At 66.3% G+C, this 14,466-nt stretch carries 17 protein-coding genes; 9 read left to right on the top strand and 8 right to left on the bottom strand.

Translation table 11 applies throughout. The features are described 5' to 3' along the window. Genes OCU_RS28790 through OCU_RS28800 form a run of 3 tightly spaced genes read right to left on the bottom strand, consistent with a single transcriptional unit; the run spans position 1 to position 2,133 of the window. Positions 1–324 carry a hypothetical protein gene (locus tag OCU_RS28790; protein ID WP_009952176.1) on the bottom strand — a complete coding sequence of 108 codons (324 nt, stop codon included), beginning with the start codon at positions 322–324 and terminating at the stop codon, positions 1–3. Continuing rightward, the gene (locus OCU_RS28795) at positions 308–1,585 is read right to left on the bottom strand and encodes an aromatic ring-hydroxylating oxygenase subunit alpha (RefSeq protein ID WP_009952175.1); all 1,278 of its coding nucleotides are present in this window, start codon (positions 1,583–1,585) and stop codon (positions 308–310) included. The genes OCU_RS28790 and OCU_RS28795 overlap by 17 nt, the downstream gene beginning before the upstream one ends. Positions 1,586–1,599: 14 nt before the next feature. After that, positions 1,600–2,133: a carboxymuconolactone decarboxylase family protein gene (locus tag OCU_RS28800; RefSeq protein WP_020188704.1), complete on the bottom strand. Its 534-nt coding sequence runs from the start codon at positions 2,131–2,133 to the stop codon at positions 1,600–1,602. A 397-nt stretch (positions 2,134–2,530) separates the two neighbouring features. Between OCU_RS28800 and OCU_RS28805 the strand changes: the two genes are divergently transcribed. The 9 genes from OCU_RS28805 to OCU_RS28845 all read left to right on the top strand — a co-directional run bounded on the left by OCU_RS28805 (position 2,531) and on the right by OCU_RS28845 (position 10,325). Then, positions 2,531–3,829: an amidohydrolase family protein gene (locus tag OCU_RS28805; RefSeq protein ID WP_009952173.1), complete on the top strand. Its 1,299-nt coding sequence runs from the start codon at positions 2,531–2,533 to the stop codon at positions 3,827–3,829. A gap of 96 nt (positions 3,830–3,925) precedes the next feature. Continuing rightward, a complete protein-coding gene (locus tag OCU_RS28810; protein ID WP_008253669.1) occupies positions 3,926–5,092 on the top strand; it encodes an acyl-CoA dehydrogenase family protein in 1,167 nt (388 codons plus the stop codon). Between the two features lie 59 nt (positions 5,093–5,151). Then, positions 5,152–5,985: an enoyl-CoA hydratase/isomerase family protein gene (locus OCU_RS28815; protein ID WP_014379174.1), complete on the top strand. Its 834-nt coding sequence runs from the start codon at positions 5,152–5,154 to the stop codon at positions 5,983–5,985. A 4-nt stretch (positions 5,986–5,989) separates the two neighbouring features. After that, positions 5,990–7,144: a thiolase family protein gene (locus OCU_RS28820; RefSeq protein ID WP_014379175.1), complete on the top strand. Its 1,155-nt coding sequence runs from the start codon at positions 5,990–5,992 to the stop codon at positions 7,142–7,144. A 123-nt stretch (positions 7,145–7,267) separates the two neighbouring features. Continuing rightward, positions 7,268–7,882, top strand: coding sequence for a TetR/AcrR family transcriptional regulator (locus OCU_RS28825; RefSeq protein WP_008253677.1), 615 nt, complete (start codon positions 7,268–7,270; stop codon positions 7,880–7,882). After that, complete coding sequence (locus OCU_RS28830) at positions 7,879–8,397, top strand: hypothetical protein (RefSeq protein WP_009952168.1); 519 nt, start codon at positions 7,879–7,881, stop codon at positions 8,395–8,397. The genes OCU_RS28825 and OCU_RS28830 overlap by 4 nt, the downstream gene beginning before the upstream one ends. Positions 8,398–8,550: 153 nt before the next feature. Continuing rightward, complete coding sequence (locus OCU_RS28835) at positions 8,551–9,825, top strand: cytochrome P450 (protein WP_014379176.1); 1,275 nt, start codon at positions 8,551–8,553, stop codon at positions 9,823–9,825. Next, the gene (locus tag OCU_RS28840) at positions 9,822–10,010 is read left to right on the top strand and encodes a ferredoxin (RefSeq protein ID WP_008253680.1); all 189 of its coding nucleotides are present in this window, start codon (positions 9,822–9,824) and stop codon (positions 10,008–10,010) included. The genes OCU_RS28835 and OCU_RS28840 overlap by 4 nt, the downstream gene beginning before the upstream one ends. Positions 10,011–10,091: 81 nt before the next feature. Beyond that, a complete protein-coding gene (locus tag OCU_RS28845) occupies positions 10,092–10,325 on the top strand; it encodes a DUF1330 domain-containing protein (RefSeq protein ID WP_230487555.1) in 234 nt (77 codons plus the stop codon). Between the two features lie 3 nt (positions 10,326–10,328). On the opposite strand, the gene OCU_RS28850 is transcribed toward OCU_RS28845, so the two are convergent. The 5 genes from OCU_RS28850 to OCU_RS28870 form a co-directional block, all read right to left on the bottom strand. Further along, complete coding sequence (locus OCU_RS28850; RefSeq protein WP_007777398.1) at positions 10,329–10,529, bottom strand: ferredoxin; 201 nt, start codon at positions 10,527–10,529, stop codon at positions 10,329–10,331. A 12-nt stretch (positions 10,530–10,541) separates the two neighbouring features. After that, complete coding sequence (locus OCU_RS28855) at positions 10,542–11,747, bottom strand: cytochrome P450 (protein WP_009952165.1); 1,206 nt, start codon at positions 11,745–11,747, stop codon at positions 10,542–10,544. Between the two features lie 112 nt (positions 11,748–11,859). Further along, positions 11,860–12,618: an NAD(P)-dependent oxidoreductase gene (locus OCU_RS28860; RefSeq protein ID WP_014379178.1), complete on the bottom strand. Its 759-nt coding sequence runs from the start codon at positions 12,616–12,618 to the stop codon at positions 11,860–11,862. A 38-nt stretch (positions 12,619–12,656) separates the two neighbouring features. Further along, on the bottom strand, positions 12,657–13,472 hold the full coding sequence (locus OCU_RS28865; protein WP_014379179.1) for an NAD(P)-dependent oxidoreductase: 816 nt from the start codon (positions 13,470–13,472) through the stop codon (positions 12,657–12,659). Next, positions 13,472–14,434: an alpha/beta hydrolase gene (locus OCU_RS28870; protein ID WP_014379180.1), complete on the bottom strand. Its 963-nt coding sequence runs from the start codon at positions 14,432–14,434 to the stop codon at positions 13,472–13,474. The genes OCU_RS28865 and OCU_RS28870 overlap by 1 nt, the downstream gene beginning before the upstream one ends. Positions 14,435–14,466: the final 32 nt, after the last annotated feature.

The following is a 14,466-nucleotide window of genomic DNA, read 5'->3' on the forward strand; positions in this document are numbered from 1 at the left end:
TCAGATCACCGGTTCCCGAAGCACTTCAACCCACGCCGCGCCGCTGTCCGGGACGCGCGGCTGCTTCCACGCCTCGATCGGGAACGACACCATCACCAACGATTGCATCATGTGCATCAGGGTCTTTGCGTCATCCGGCAGGTCGTCCAGCGGAAACTTGTCGCAGTACGCGATCACGTCGTTCAGCAACGGGAACGCGACGTCGTAGAACTCCTGCATCTCAGCCATCGTCGAGGCCAGCCGTTTGGCGTAGCGCTCGGGTTCGGTGGCCAGGTCCCAATCCAAATAGGGCTCGAGGGCGGCAAATTCAGACGGTAGCGCCATTGCGCTGGTACTCCTTCACGTAGTCATTGGTCGTCTTGTGCAGATGACGGATCAAGACTTCCTGGTCGCACAACAGGAACTCCTTGACGGCCCGGGTGCCGATCATGGTCTGGGTCGCTTCCAGGGTGTTGGCGTCCTGCAGCGCATACTCCTTGAACGTCACGGCCGCCAACTCCTGGGCGAGGCGTTCCCGCGCGTTGCGCGGCGGGACGAAATACAGGGTGGACTCGAAGATGTGCTTGTCCACCGCGGTCGGCCAGTAGTGGTAGGTCAGGTACCAGCCGGGCTCCCAGATCAGCAGCATGAAGTTCGGGTAGAAGAGCCACGAGTCGATGCCCCACTGCGGCACCCGCTTGACGTTGACACCCGCAGGCAGCTCGAGCTTTTCGATGATCTCCGGCTTGTCCCATGGACCGAACAACCCGCTGCGCAACACCTGGTCCATCGGCTTGACCATGGACATGTCCTCCGGCGGTGCCTGACCACCCCACGTCGACTGCAGGTTGTGCGGGCCGGCCAATTCGTAGTGCAGCGCCTCGTAGCCGAACTTCTGGATCTTGGCGGCTTCTTCCTTGGTGTACTGACCCTGGTGCAGGATCGGCGCGTGGTAGAACTCGACGAACGCGTCGATGAACAGCTTCCAGTTGCTGCCGACTTCGGCCCGGTACGAGTAGGTCTCGGTCATCTCGCCGAAGGGGTAGCCCTCGATGCTCTTGGCCAGCGGCCCGAGGTAGTCGGTGAGCGGCGCCGCGTTGTCATCGAAGTTGATGAAGATGAAACCTTCCCACACCTCGCAGCGGACGGGCGCCAGCCCGTAGTCGCCCTTGTCGACGTTGAAGAACTCTTCTTCCTGCTGGATGAAGGTCAGGTCACCGTCGAGGTTGTAACGCCAGGCGTGGTACTTGCAGGTGAACTGCCGGCAGGTGCCGGACGTCTCCTCGTTCGGAAAGTCGTTCCACACCAGTTTGTTTCCGCGGTGGCGGCAGACGTTGTGGTAGGCCTTGACCGACCCGTCCTTGGTCTTGACGATGATCACCGACGTCCCCTTGCCGGCCGACGGCAGTTCCCTGGTGAAGTAGCTGCCGGTGCGGGGGAGCCGGTTGACCCTTCCGACGTTGAGCCACATTCGCCGGAAGACCGCGTCGCGCTCGGCTTCGAAGAATGCGGGATCGATCGAGTCGGTGTAGTCGACCGGTTCGGTGCCCAGATCGGGGTAGTTTTCTGTCCAGCTGCCGGCGGCTGGCTTGGGGAAGTGCGGCAACGTTCTTACTCCTCTTATTCGACGTTGTTAGCGGCTGTGGTGGCGTGTTCGGGCTGGACGCCAAAAGTGTTGAAGGCCATGGCCAGCAGCGCATAGCAGCCGACCGTGAAGACAAAGTCCATGCGTTGCTGGTCGTTGAGGCGCTCGCCCAACGTCGCCCACGTGTGGTCGGACAATTCCGATTTCTCGTCGAGCTCGTCGACCCCGGTGATGACCGCTTGGTCGAACGCGTCGAGTCCCTCCCCACGCTGCACCGCCGCGATCTGGTCCTCGGTGACCCCTTCTTCCTTGGCCATGCGTACGTGGTGGGACCACTCGTAGGCGGACTGCCGGCGATGGGCCACCCGCAGGATGGCCAGTTCGCGGATGCGAGGCGGCAGCGTGGACGACGTCAGCAGGTGGACATTGAAGCGAAGGAACGCCTTGGCCAGGGCCGGGTGGTGGGCCAGCGTCGACAGCGCGTTGTTGGTGTCCGCTTCACGCATGGCCGAGAGTGCCTGCTGGGTAGCCTCGTCCCACTGATCGGCGGGGAGCGGCCGCAAGCGCATTAGCAGTGTCCTCTCGGTGAAAGAGAATCGTATTCTCATTTGCAACTAACAGACTGGCACGAAACGTGCGCCCGGTCAATGCCGGCGTGTCGCTCGAGTACAGGTGCGGTCATCGCCTGGTCTACGCGGTGGTCGGGATGGCCGCCGTACCGAACAACGGGCGGCGCGGCCCGCCGCGGTGTCAGGCCGGGTCCTACCTCATGGCATCGCCGGTCGGCGGCGGGGAATTCCTCCCTTTCCTTCGGTCGCTGGTCAGGCGGGTGCGGGCCGGCTCAGCAACCGATGGATGTTGATTCTCGCCTGGCGAGAAGATAGTTTTCATTTTAGTGATCTTGGCACGGGACAGCGATTCGCCGAGTCCGTGATCGATTCGGTGGAACCGACGGAAGGGACGGCCATGAACAAAGAGGACATGATCCTGATCAGCGTCGACGACCACACGGTCGAGCCGCCCGACATGTTCAAGAACCATCTGTCGAAGAAGTACCAGGACGATGCGCCCCGGCTGGTGCACAACGCCGACGGCTCGGACATGTGGAAGTTCCGCGACACCGTGATCCCCAACGTGGCCCTCAACGCGGTGGCCGGCCGGCCGAAGGAGGAGTACGGCATCGAGCCGACCGGGCTCGACGAGATCCGGCCGGGTTGTTACAACGTGGACGAGCGCGTCAAGGACATGAACGCCGGCGGCATCCTGGCCTCGATCTGCTTCCCGTCATTTCCCGGCTTTGCCGGGCGCCTGTTCGCCACCGACGACAACGACTTCTCGATCGCGCTGGTGCAGGCCTACAACGACTGGCACATCGACGAGTGGTGCGGCGCCTACCCGGCGCGGTTCATCCCGATGGCGATACCGGTCATCTGGGACGCCGAGGCGTGCGCCGCCGAGGTGCGCCGGGTGTCCAAGAAGGGTGTGCACGCGCTGACCTTCACCGAGAACCCCGCCGCGATGGGCTATCCCAGCTTCCACGACGAATACTGGAACCCCCTGTGGAAAGCCTTGGTGGACACGGACACCGTGATGAACGTGCACATCGGTTCCTCAGGGCGGCTGGCCATCACCGCGCCGGACGCGCCGATGGACGTGATGATCACGCTGCAGCCGATGAACATCGTGCAGGCCGCCGCCGACCTGCTGTGGTCCAGGCCGATCAAGGAATACCCGGACCTCAAGATCGCGCTGTCCGAGGGCGGAACGGGCTGGATTCCCTACTTCCTGGAGCGCGCGGACCGCACCTTCGAGATGCACTCCGCCTGGACGCACCAGGACTTCAAGGGCAAGCTACCCAGCGAGGTGTTCCGCGACCACTTCCTGACCTGCTTCATCAGCGACAAGGTCGGCGTGGCGCTGCGCAACATGATCGGCATCGACAACATCTGCTGGGAGGCCGACTACCCGCACAGCGACTCGATGTGGCCGGGTGCGCCCGAAGAGCTGTGGGATGTCTTGTCCCTCAACAACGTTCCCGACGACGAGATCAACAAGATGACCTACGAGAACGCCATGCGCTGGTACTCGTTCGACCCGTTCACCCACATTTCGCGGGAGCAGGCGACCGTCGGTGCGCTGCGCAAAGCCGCCGAGGGGCACGACGTGTCCATCAAGGCCCAGGGCCACGAAAAGGACAGCCGAGGCGGCTCGTCCTTCGCGGATTTCGCGGCCAACGCCAAAGCCCTTTCCGGCAACAAGGACTGACCTGGCGAGCGGACGCAGAATCGCACTGTTCGGGCGGAATTCGTGCGATTCTGCGTCTTCTCGCGCTGAGGACGAGGAGTGCCACCAGTGGGTGGAATGAACTTTGAATTGACCGAGGACCAGGAACTGATCCGTCGGTCGGTCGCGGAGTTGGCGCGCAAGTTCGACGACCAGTACTGGATGGAAAAGGACCAGGCGCACGAATTCCCGACCGAGTTCTACCGCGCCATCGCCGATGGCGGCTGGCTGGGAATGACCATCCCCACCGAATACGGCGGCCACGGCCTCGGGATCACCGAAGCGACCATCCTGCTCGAGGAGGTCGCCAAGTCCGGCGGCGCCATGAACGCCGCCAGCTCGATCCACCTGTCCATCTTCGGCATGCAGCCCGTGGTGGTGCACGGCTCCGATGACCTCAAGGCCCGGACGCTGCCCGCGGTCGCGACCGGAGAGGTACACGTGTGCTTCGGCGTGACCGAACCCGGTGCGGGGCTTGATACTTCCCGTATCACCACGTTCGCCAAGCGCGACGGCGATCGCTATATCGTCAACGGTCGCAAGGTGTGGATCTCCAAAGCGATGGAATCCGACAAGATCCTGTTGCTGACCCGGACCCAAAGCTATGACGAGGTCACCAAGAAGACCGACGGGATGACGCTGTTCCTCACCGACCTCGACCGGAGCCGGGTCGACATCCGTCCGATCCGCAAGATGGGCCGCAACGCCGTCAGCTCCAACGAGCTGTTCATCGACAACCTCGAGGTGCCGGTCGAGGACCGGGTCGGTGAGGAGGGCAAGGGATTCCAGTACATCCTCGATGGCTTGAACCCGGAGCGGATGCTGATCGCCGCCGAGGCCCTCGGTATCGGCCGGGTGGCGCTCGAGAAGGCGGTGAAATACGGCAACGAGCGCGAGGTCTTCGGCCGGCCGATCGGGATGAACCAGGGCCTGCAGTTCCCGCTCGCCGATTCCCTGGCCCGGCTCGATGCCGCCGAGCTGATGCTGCGCAAGGCCACCTGGCTGTACGACAACGGCAAACCCTGTGGGCGCGAGGCTAATACGGCCAAGTACCTGTGCGCCGATGCCGGCTTCACCGCCGCGGACCGCGCGCTGCAAACCCACGGCGGCATGGGTTACGCCGAGGAGTACCACATCACCCGCTACTTCCGTGAGGCCCGGCTGATGAAGATCGCGCCGGTCAGCCAGGAGATGATCCTGAATTTCCTGGGAGCCAACGTTTTGAAGCTGCCGAGGAGCTACTGATGCCGGTCGGCTGCCGCCGGTTGACGGCGGCGTGGTGATGTGACGCGCGTTCGACACCGATGACCACGAACGACGAACCGTTGTTGCTGTCGCAAGACCGCGACGGCGTGCGCACACTCACCCTCAACCGGCCACGGCGCAAGAACGCGATCAACCCGCAATTATGGGTCGCCCTGCGCGACGCGCTCGACGCCGCCGGTCACGATCCTGGCGTGCGCGCGCTCGTGCTCACCGGTTCCGGGGGCAGCTTCTGCTCGGGGGCCGACATCTCGGTGCCCGAGGACATCCATCCGAAATACAAGTTGCAGCGCCTGACCGACGTGGCGCTGGCGTTGCACGAGCTATCGATGCCGACGATCGCCAAGGTGACCGGTGTGGCCGTCGGGGCCGGTTGGAATCTCGCGCTGGGCTGCGACCTGGTGGTCGCGACCCCGGAATCGACGTTCTGTCAGATCTTTTCGAAGCGTGGTCTGTCGATCGACCTCGGTGGCTCCTGGCTGCTGCCCAAAATCGTTGGCCTGCAACAGGCGAAGCGCCTCGCATTGCTCGCGGACACGATCGATGCCGAGGAGGCGTGCGCGCTGAACCTGGTGACCTGGGTGGTGTCGGCCGAGGAGATCGACGCCTTCGTCACGGATCTCGCCAATCGGCTGGCCGCCGGCCCCCCGATCGCGCTCGCCCACACCAAGGCGCTGCTGAACGAGGGCGCCGACCGCACCTTGCGCGACGCGCTGGCCAGCGAGGCCCGCGCGCAGGGCGTCAACTACGCCACCGCGGACACCGCGGCGGCCTATGCCGCTTTCGCGCAGCGGCGGGAGCCGTCGTTTACTGGTCGATGGGCCCTAACAAAATCCGGGGTGGAACCGGATTCGGGCGAGAAACAATCGGAGTAGAGATATGCGTGAAACAGTCATCGTCGAGGCCGTGCGCACCCCGGTCGGGAAACGTAACGGCGCACTTGCGGGCATGCACGCCGCCGACCTGTCCGCGGTCGTCCTCAACGAACTCGTCGATCGCACCGGCATCGGGCCCGAGATCATCGACGACGTGGTGTGGGGCTGTGTCTCCCAGGTGGGCGACCAGTCCAGCAACATCGGCCGCTACGCGGTGCTGGCCGCCGGCTGGCCGGAAAGCATCCCCGGGACCACCGTCAACCGCGCCTGCGGCTCCAGCCAGCAGGCGCTGGACTTCGCAGTGCAGGCGGTGATGTCGGGCCAGCAGGATGTCGTGGTGGCCGGCGGTGTCGAGGTCATGAGCCGCGTCCCCCTCGGCTCGGCGCGCGCCTCGGGCATGCCTTATGGCCCGAAAGTGCTTGCCCGCTATGACGATTTCTCCTTCAACCAAGGCCTCTCGGCGGAGATGATCGCCAAAAAGTGGGGCTTCTCCCGCACCCGCCTCGACGAGTACAGCGCCGAGTCCCACGAGCGGGCGGCCGCGGCCCAGGACGGCGGCGCGTTCACCGACCAGATCGTGCCGGTGTTCGTCGACGGCGCCGAGAACAACGTCGTGGCCGCCGACGAGGGGGTGCGGCGCGGAAGCAGCGCGGAGAAGCTCGCCGCGCTCAAGCCGGCCTTCACCGAGGACGGTGTGATCCATGCCGGCAATTCCTCGCAGATCTCCGACGGTGCGGCCGCGTTGCTGGTGACCACCGCCGAGATGGCCGTCGAACTGGGTCTGACCCCGATCGTGCGGTACGTGGCGGGCGCGGTCACCGGGGCGGATCCGGTGCTCATGCTCACCGGCCCCATTCCCGCGACCGAGAAGGTGCTGAGCAAGGCCGGCGTCGCGCTGTCCGACGTCGGTGTGTTCGAGGTCAACGAGGCGTTCGCGCCGGTCCCGCTGGCGTGGCTGGCGGAAACCGGAGCGGACCCAGCCCGGATGAACCCGCTGGGCGGCGCGATCGCGCTGGGACACCCGCTGGGCGCTTCGGGAGCCGTGCTGATGACCCGCATGGCGCATCACATGCGCGACAATGGGATTCGGTACGGGCTGCAGACCATGTGCGAGGGCGGCGGGACCGCCAACGCGACGCTGGTCGAGCTCGTCCGCTAGCGGCGACCCGGCTCACGAAAAAGACACCCCGGTGACCCTTGTCACAGCGGCCCAACTAACCTACTGTGTGTTCACTAGGTTGGTTCAGCCGCCAATCGCACCCGTCTGCTCCAGGGAGTCCAGTTGGCCGTCGCACGGCGCTACGACACGCTTCTCGCCAAGGGGGAGGACCGCAAACAGCGGATCCTCGACGTCGCCCAACGCCTCCTGACCCGTAACGGCTGGCGCAGCACGACGCTCGCGCAGATCGCCGGCGAGGCCGGGGTGACCCCCGCGGGCCTGCTGCATCACTTCGAATCGAAGGAGCAGCTGCTGCACGCCGTGCTCGATGCGCGCGACCTCGACGACGACACCCACGCCGACCGAACCGGCGACCTGTTCGACCAGATCACCCAGGTCGCCGACCGGTTCCACCGCGCCCCCGAGCTGGTGGGCACCTTCACGGTGCTCCTGGTGGAGAACATCCTCCCCGAGGCGCCGCTGCACGACCGGATGCTGGCCCGGCACCGCGCCGCGACCGACATCGTCGCCGATCTCATCCGTCGCGGTCAGGCCGATGGCCGGTACCGCGACGACATCGACCCCGCCGTCAAGGCAGTGGAAATCCTCGCCTTCGTCCACGGAATGGAAACCACATGGTTGCTCGATCCTTCGATACCACTCCCCGAGGTGTTCAAGCAGTACGCCGAGACACTGGCGCGGGACTTCGCACCCACGAAGAAACCCGCGACGCCATGAGATACCGGCTCGACGTCGTCGCCGCCACCGTCATCGACGTGGTGCGCTTCGCCGGCGGCTGGATTTTCGACCGGTCGATGGCGGGATGGGACGTCACCGTGCTGGTCGCGGACCACCCCGACGTCCGGCCCTTGCAGATCGTCGGCGCCCGGGTGCTCGACCTCGAGGACGCCCTGACGTCGGTGCAGTCGCGTCCCCGACCGCAGGCCCTGGCCGCCGCGGCCGACCTGTTCGGCTGCGATCCGCGGGTGCGTCAGGGCGTGCTGCAGGCCCTCGATCACGGCGTCACCGAGGTCACGCTGTGGGGGGAGAACTGGCCGTCCGAACTCGACGAAAGCGTCGGACTGGTGCAACACCAGCTGAGCATGGCCGCCCAGACGTTCAAGGCGCAGGCCCTGGCGGCCGCGTCGAATGCCGCGGGTGCCCCGCAGCTTCCCGTCGCGCACGTCGAGACCTTTCGGAGCGGTCTTTTGGCGTGGCCGTCGGTCGCCGCCGATCTGGTGCCCGCCAGCTGATTCGGCGTGCCGGGGGCCCGCACGACGGCTCGACGTGCCGCCCGTCTCGGCGCGCGGGCGGGACCCCGCGTTGACGACCACCGCGCCCTATGGAAATGTAATGCTCATCTGCGAGAGGCACGTTCTCACTAGCCGAGATTCAAGGAGCAGGAGATGACGAAGGAATTCTCCGAGTTGGACTTCTTCCGCGGCAGCGAGCTCATCGCGGACCCGTACCCCTACTACGAGGCGCTGCGCCAGCGGTGCCCCGTCACGCGGGAAAGCCATCACGACGTCACGATGATCACCGGCTGGGACGAGGCGTGCGCGGTGCTCAACGACGCCGAGACGTGGTCGTCGTGCATCTCCGTGACCGGGCCGTTCCCCGGCTTTCCGGTGCCGCTCGAGGGCGACGACGTCACCGAGCTCATCGAGCGGCACCGCGACGAACTGCCCTTCAGCGACCAGCTGCCCACGCTCGACCCGCCGACCCACACCAACCACCGCTCCCTGCTGATGCGGCTGATCACCCCCAAGCGCCTCAAGGAGAACGAGGACGCGATGTGGGCGCTCGCCGACCAGGCGCTCGACGAGTTCCTGGCGCCCGGCCACGGCGAATGGATCAAGGGCTTCGCCGGCCCCTTCACGCTGCTGGTGATCGCCGACCTGCTGGGCGTGCCCATGGAAGACCGCGACAAATTCGTCAAGGGCATCCGCGAGCACTCGGGTGGCGGCGTCGGCGGCACCGGCAAGGAATCGCTGGCCCACAGCCCGCTGGAATTCCTCTACGGCCTGTTCTCCGACTACGTCCGCGACCGTCGCCGCGAGCCCCGCGACGACGTGCTGACCGGCCTGGCGACCGCCACCTTCCCCGACGGCTCGATCCCCGAGGTCGAGGACGTGGCGCGCGTGGCGGCCAACGTCTTCTCGGCGGGCCAGGAGACCACCGTGCGGCTGCTCGGTGCGGCGCTGCAGACGCTGGGGGAGCGGCCCGACGTCCAGGCGCAGTTGCGCAAGGACCGCAGCCTGATCCCCAACTTCATCGAAGAGTCCCTGCGCCACGAGAGCCCGGTCAAGGGCGACTTCCGGATGAACCGGGTGCCCGCCAATGTCGGAGGCGTCGACCTGCCCGCGGGTAGCACCGTGATGATCGTGCAGGCGGCCGCCAACCGCGACCCGCGCCGCTTCGAGGACCCCGCCACGTTCGACCCGGCCCGCAAGAACGCCCGACAGCACATCTCCTTCGGCCGCGGAATTCACAGCTGCCCCGGCGCGCCGCTGGCGCGGGCCGAAACGCGGGTGGCGCTCGAGCGGCTGCTCGACCGCACGACCGACATCAGGATCAACGAGGACAAGCACGGCCCGGCGAATAACCGTCGCTACCAATATGTTCCGACGTATATCCTGCGCGGTCTGACCGAACTGCACCTGGAGTTCACGCTCGCATGAAGGTCTGGGTAGACGATCAGCGGTGCCGCGGTCACGGGATGTGCCTGACGCTGTGTCCCGACGTGTTCAGCCTGACCGACGACGGCTACGCCGAAGCGATAGATTCCGACGTCCCAACGGAATTGGAGGCCGACGCCCGGGAAGCCATCCAGTGTTGTCCCGAGCAGGCGATCAGCGAGAAGTAACTAATCCACAGGCAGGCAAGGAGATTCGGCGTGGCAAAAGGTTATGTCATCCTGACCGAGGCGATCAAGGACCCGGAGGGCATGAAGGCGTACGCCCAGGCGGCCGGATCGGCGATGAGCGGGGCCACCATTCTCGCGGTGGACACCGCGCCCAAAGTCATTGAGGGCGACTGGCACGGCGACCAGACCGTCGTCCTGGAATTCGAATCGGTGGATGCCGCCCGGGCCTGGTACGAATCCGAGGGCTACCAAAAGGCGGCGAAGCTGCGCCAGCAGGCCGCCGACTGCAACGCGGTCATCCTCTCCGGATTCTGATCGCTACTCACCGACGATGGAGATTGCCTGCCGAGGGCATTGACGGACGGCCTCGCGCACGTCCGCCTCGTTCTCCGGGGTGACTTCCTCTTGGTGGACGGTCAGCATGTCGTCGTCGCCGAGCTCGAAGATGTCCGGGTTGATGCCCATGCAGACACCGTTGCTCTCGCAGAGTCCCCAGTCGACTTCGATCTTCTTCGTCATCGTGGCCCCCTTTTAACGAAGCACCTTGACGGGCACGTTCTTCCAGCCCGCCACATTTTGCATGGTCACCCGTTTGCACCCGGCCAAGTCGACCTCGTAGCGCGGCATGAAGTCGAGCAGCCGCTCCAGCGCGATCCTGCTCTCCAGGCGGGCCAACGCGGCGCCCAGGCAACTGTGGATGCCGTACCCGAGTCCGAGGTGCTGCGCCTCGGTGTGATCGCGCTCGATGTCGAACGTGTCGGCGTTGGTGAAGGCATCCGGGTCGCGGTTGGCCGCGGCTCCGCACAGGAACACGGGTTTGCCCGCCGGAATGACTCCGCCGCTGACGTGGGCCTCTTTGAGGGTGTAGCGGACGTTGTATTGCACCGGCCCCTCGTAGCGCAGGAGTTCTTCGACCGCCCCGGGGATCTTGTCGCGGTCCTCCTGCAGCTTCTGCCACTGGTCGGGGTGATTGGCGAAGATCACCGCGGCGTTGCCCATCAGTTTGGTGACGGTCTCCGCGCCCGCGCCACCCAGAAGGGTTGCGAACCCGCAGATCTCGATGTCGTCGAGCTTGCGCAGCTGCCCGCCTTCGCCGGGAATCTCGGCGGCGATCAGCCGGCTGATCATGTCGTCCTGCGGCTCCTGGCGCCGTTCCTGGACCAGGCTGAAGTAGTACATCGCCGTGTCGATGTTGGCCTGCACGCCGGCCTCGCTGACCTCGATCTGGCCCGGCTCGTGGTGCAGGCTGGTGTCGATCCAGTGCCGGACCTGCTGGCGGTATTCCTCGGGCACACCGGCCATCCGGGTGATGACCTCCACCGGGAACGGCCCGGAGAAGTCCTGCACGACGTCGAAGTTGTCGGGGTCGACCGCGCCCAGATACTTGTCGATCACCTCGATGATCGTCTCGCGCTGCGATTGGATCGCCCGGGGGGTGAACGCCTTGTTGAGCAGGCTGCGCATGTGGCGGTGCTCTGGTGGGTCCATGAAGATGATCGACTTCTGCTCGGGGGCAATGCCCCGCCGCACCATCGCCAGGTCGCAGCCGCGTGCCGACGAGTACGTCTCGAAGTCTTTGAACGCGGCGGCCACGTCTTCATGGCGGGTCAACGCGTAGAAGTCCTCTTTTTCGTCGTAATACAGGGGCGCGTCTTCGCGCATCCGCCGATAGATGTCGTACGGGTTGTTGAAGTAGTCCTCGGAGTATGGATCGAAGACGACTTTCGCTTTTGTCACTGAATCCTCCTCAGCGGCGAGGTCGGGCTGAAACCTTTACAGCGGAGTCCCCGACTGTAACGCTAACGGTAATACCTTCGTGACGAACCGGAAAGACCAAAACGCTGGCATCTCAAACCATCTTCGCGGTCTCGATCGCCGTGATGACGTCATCCAGTGCGCCCAGGTCGCTGCCCAGTTCCGCCGCGACATCGCGCACCACGGCCACGTCCTTGCCGACGAAGTCGCCGGTTACCTCGATGAACGACGCGACGGACCCGCCCGCCGCGACGAGGTCCAGCACGCGACTGGTCGCGCTGCCATGGCCCAGGGTGCTCAGCAACGTCGATTCGGGCACGCCGAGGCGTTCGCCCAGCCGGATGGCTTCCGCGAGCAGCCCGATCTGCCCCGCGAAGAGGGCGTTGTTGACCAGTTTCACCTTCTGGCCGGCGCCGGCGGGCCCGACGTGCAGGACCGGATCGCCGTAGCAACCCAGCAGCGGTCGTACCCGGTCCACCGCCGGCTCGGCCCCGCCCACGAACAGGGTGAGCCGGCCGGCCGCGATGTCGTGCGGGCCACCGCTGACCGCGGCGTCGACGACGTCGACGTGATCGGCGCGCGCGGCGATGGCCTCGATGGTGTTGGGGCTGGCGGTGGTGTGCACCACCAGTGTCGATCCCGACGGCATGGCCGGTAGCAATCCGCCGTCCAGGCACACGCGGCGCACCTGTTCGTCGGTGAACACGCAGAGCACCACCACGTCGGCGTGCGCGCCGGCGTCGGCGTCCTCCGCGACGACGCGCGCGCCCAGTTGCTCGAGCTCGCGGCGCTTTTCGGCGGTGCGGCCCAGGGCGTGGACGTCGTGACCGGCCGCGACCAGACGACCGACCATGGGGCCACCCATCCGCCCCGCGCCGACGAATCCGACCCTCAACGGGGGTGCTCCATCAGCGTCAGCGCCGCATCGGCCGCCGCGAGCACGGCGCCGCCTTCGGCCCCGGCCTGGTCGGCAAGGTCGACGACCAGCCGGACGTCCTTCTGCAGCAGCCCCCCGGCGACACCGGCCAGCCGATCCAGCCCGCCGATGCCGCCAAGAGCATTGAGCGCAAAGCTGTTTCCACTGCTGCGGGAGACGACCTCGGTGAGACGCTCCGGGGTGACACCCAGCGCGTCCGCCAGCGACAAGGCCGTCGCCGCCGTGGCGAGGTTGGCGGTGAACAGCAAGTTGTTGAGCAGCTTGGTGGTCTGCCCCGAACCCAGCTCGCCGAGATGAACCACCGGATCGGCATAGGTTTCGAAGACCGGGCGGCAGCGTTCGACGGCCTCGGTGTCACCGCCGGCCATCACCAGCAGGCGGCCTTCCGCCGCCGCTCCGCCGCCCCCGCTCACCGGCGCATCGACGATCGAAACACCGACCGCCCCAGCCCGCTTCGCCAGTTCTCGGCACGTCTCGGGGTGCACCGTGCTGTGCACCGCGATGATGCCGCCCGGCTTCATCGCCGAGAGCAATCCGCCTTCGCCGCCGGTGAGTTCGTCGATGTCGGCGTCGCCGACGACACAGAGGCAGACCAGGTCACTGGCCGCGGCGAGTTCGGCCGGCGAACCGGCGATCTGGGCCGGGGTGTCGGCGAACGCCTCGAGCGTCGCGGGCCGGCGCGCCCACAGCGTGGTGGCATAGCCGCCCTCGGCGATGCGCCGCGCCATGGGCCCGCCCTGACTGCCCAGCCCGATGAACCCGACGCGCATCAACCGGCCTCCAAATCGGCTTCGTCATCGGCCGACCGTGACACCTCAGTCACGTTCGGGCCCGACGGTGACTGTGCTGTCACGTTCGGCGAGTCGGACGAATCCGACCGGGCCCTCACGCATTCGTCCGCGAACGCCAGAACCGTGGCGTGGTAAGCGGGCGCCGTGTGCCCGAGGCTGATGTTGTGTCCCGCATCGGGTTGCCGATGAACGCTGAACCGCGGTGTTGCGGAGAACAGCTCCGCAATCTCGTCCATCGCCGAAGTGTCGTTCTGCCACACCTTTTCGTGCTCGGCGATGCTGAACCGCACCGGCACGCGTATGGCGGGGGCGAGCGCCGGGAAATCCTGGCGCGCCCAGTTCGACACCATCTGGTCCTCGTAGGACGGGGCGCTCGGGGAGACCGTCGCGCCGTTGAGAACCTCGGGCGGATAAAGGCTTTCGGGCTGCCACAACAGGTCACGCAGTCCCGCGGGACGACGTTCGCGCGTCGCCGTCTTCAGGATGTCGCGGGCTGCGGGGTGATAGTGCCGGCCGGTCCCGGCCAATTCGATGCCGAGCAGATCCGCGCCGCGCGCCTCGGCCGCCATCCGCATGACGAGTTCGCAGCCGCCCGAATGGCCCATCAGAAACAGCCCGGCGCCGCGCGGCTTCTGCGCGAGGATGCGATCCACCGCCCCGTACGCCAGGTCGACTCGTTGCTCGGGTTGCGCCATCGCCTCCGGATAGGGGGCCGAGCTGCCATAGCCGGGCCGGTCGAGAGCGACGACGGTGAATCCCGCTGCGGCGCCGCTGCGTAACAGTGAGGACGACGGGTGGCCGGGGCAATCGAAGTAGACGGCGGTGGTGCCGCCGCCGTGGATGGCCACGATCACGGCCTTCGGGTCGGCGGCTTCGGCGACAATGGCCGACATCGGCACCCCGTCGACGATGACGAGTCGAGGGCGGGGCTGGGCACTCATGCGCCGCTCCTCCTCATCGCTTCGCTTTGCAT

This window comes from Mycobacterium intracellulare ATCC 13950, from assembly GCF_000277125.1.
GTDB classification, from domain to species: Bacteria; Actinomycetota; Actinomycetes; order Mycobacteriales; family Mycobacteriaceae; genus Mycobacterium; species Mycobacterium intracellulare.

Coding starts and splice junctions, on each gene's coding strand:
- OCU_RS28870 (WP_014379180.1), bottom strand. CDS start 14,434: ATGAGTGCCCAGCCCCGCCCTCGACTCGTCATCGTCGACGGGGTGCCG.
- OCU_RS28805 (WP_009952173.1), top strand. CDS start 2,531: ATGAACAAAGAGGACATGATCCTGATCAGCGTCGACGACCACACGGTC.
- OCU_RS28810 (WP_008253669.1), top strand. CDS start 3,926: ATGAACTTTGAATTGACCGAGGACCAGGAACTGATCCGTCGGTCGGTC.
- OCU_RS28790 (WP_009952176.1), bottom strand. CDS start 324: ATGGCGCTACCGTCTGAATTTGCCGCCCTCGAGCCCTATTTGGATTGG.
- OCU_RS28865 (WP_014379179.1), bottom strand. CDS start 13,472: ATGCGCGTCGGGTTCATCGGGCTGGGCAGTCAGGGCGGGCCCATGGCG.
- OCU_RS28815 (WP_014379174.1), top strand. CDS start 5,152: ATGACCACGAACGACGAACCGTTGTTGCTGTCGCAAGACCGCGACGGC.
- OCU_RS28830 (WP_009952168.1), top strand. CDS start 7,879: ATGAGATACCGGCTCGACGTCGTCGCCGCCACCGTCATCGACGTGGTG.
- OCU_RS28850 (WP_007777398.1), bottom strand. CDS start 10,529: ATGACGAAGAAGATCGAAGTCGACTGGGGACTCTGCGAGAGCAACGGT.
- OCU_RS28820 (WP_014379175.1), top strand. CDS start 5,990: ATGCGTGAAACAGTCATCGTCGAGGCCGTGCGCACCCCGGTCGGGAAA.
- OCU_RS28835 (WP_014379176.1), top strand. CDS start 8,551: ATGACGAAGGAATTCTCCGAGTTGGACTTCTTCCGCGGCAGCGAGCTC.
- OCU_RS28860 (WP_014379178.1), bottom strand. CDS start 12,618: ATGGTCGGTCGTCTGGTCGCGGCCGGTCACGACGTCCACGCCCTGGGC.
- OCU_RS28840 (WP_008253680.1), top strand. CDS start 9,822: ATGAAGGTCTGGGTAGACGATCAGCGGTGCCGCGGTCACGGGATGTGC.
- OCU_RS28800 (WP_020188704.1), bottom strand. CDS start 2,133: ATGCGCTTGCGGCCGCTCCCCGCCGATCAGTGGGACGAGGCTACCCAG.
- OCU_RS28845 (WP_230487555.1), top strand. CDS start 10,092: ATGAAGGCGTACGCCCAGGCGGCCGGATCGGCGATGAGCGGGGCCACC.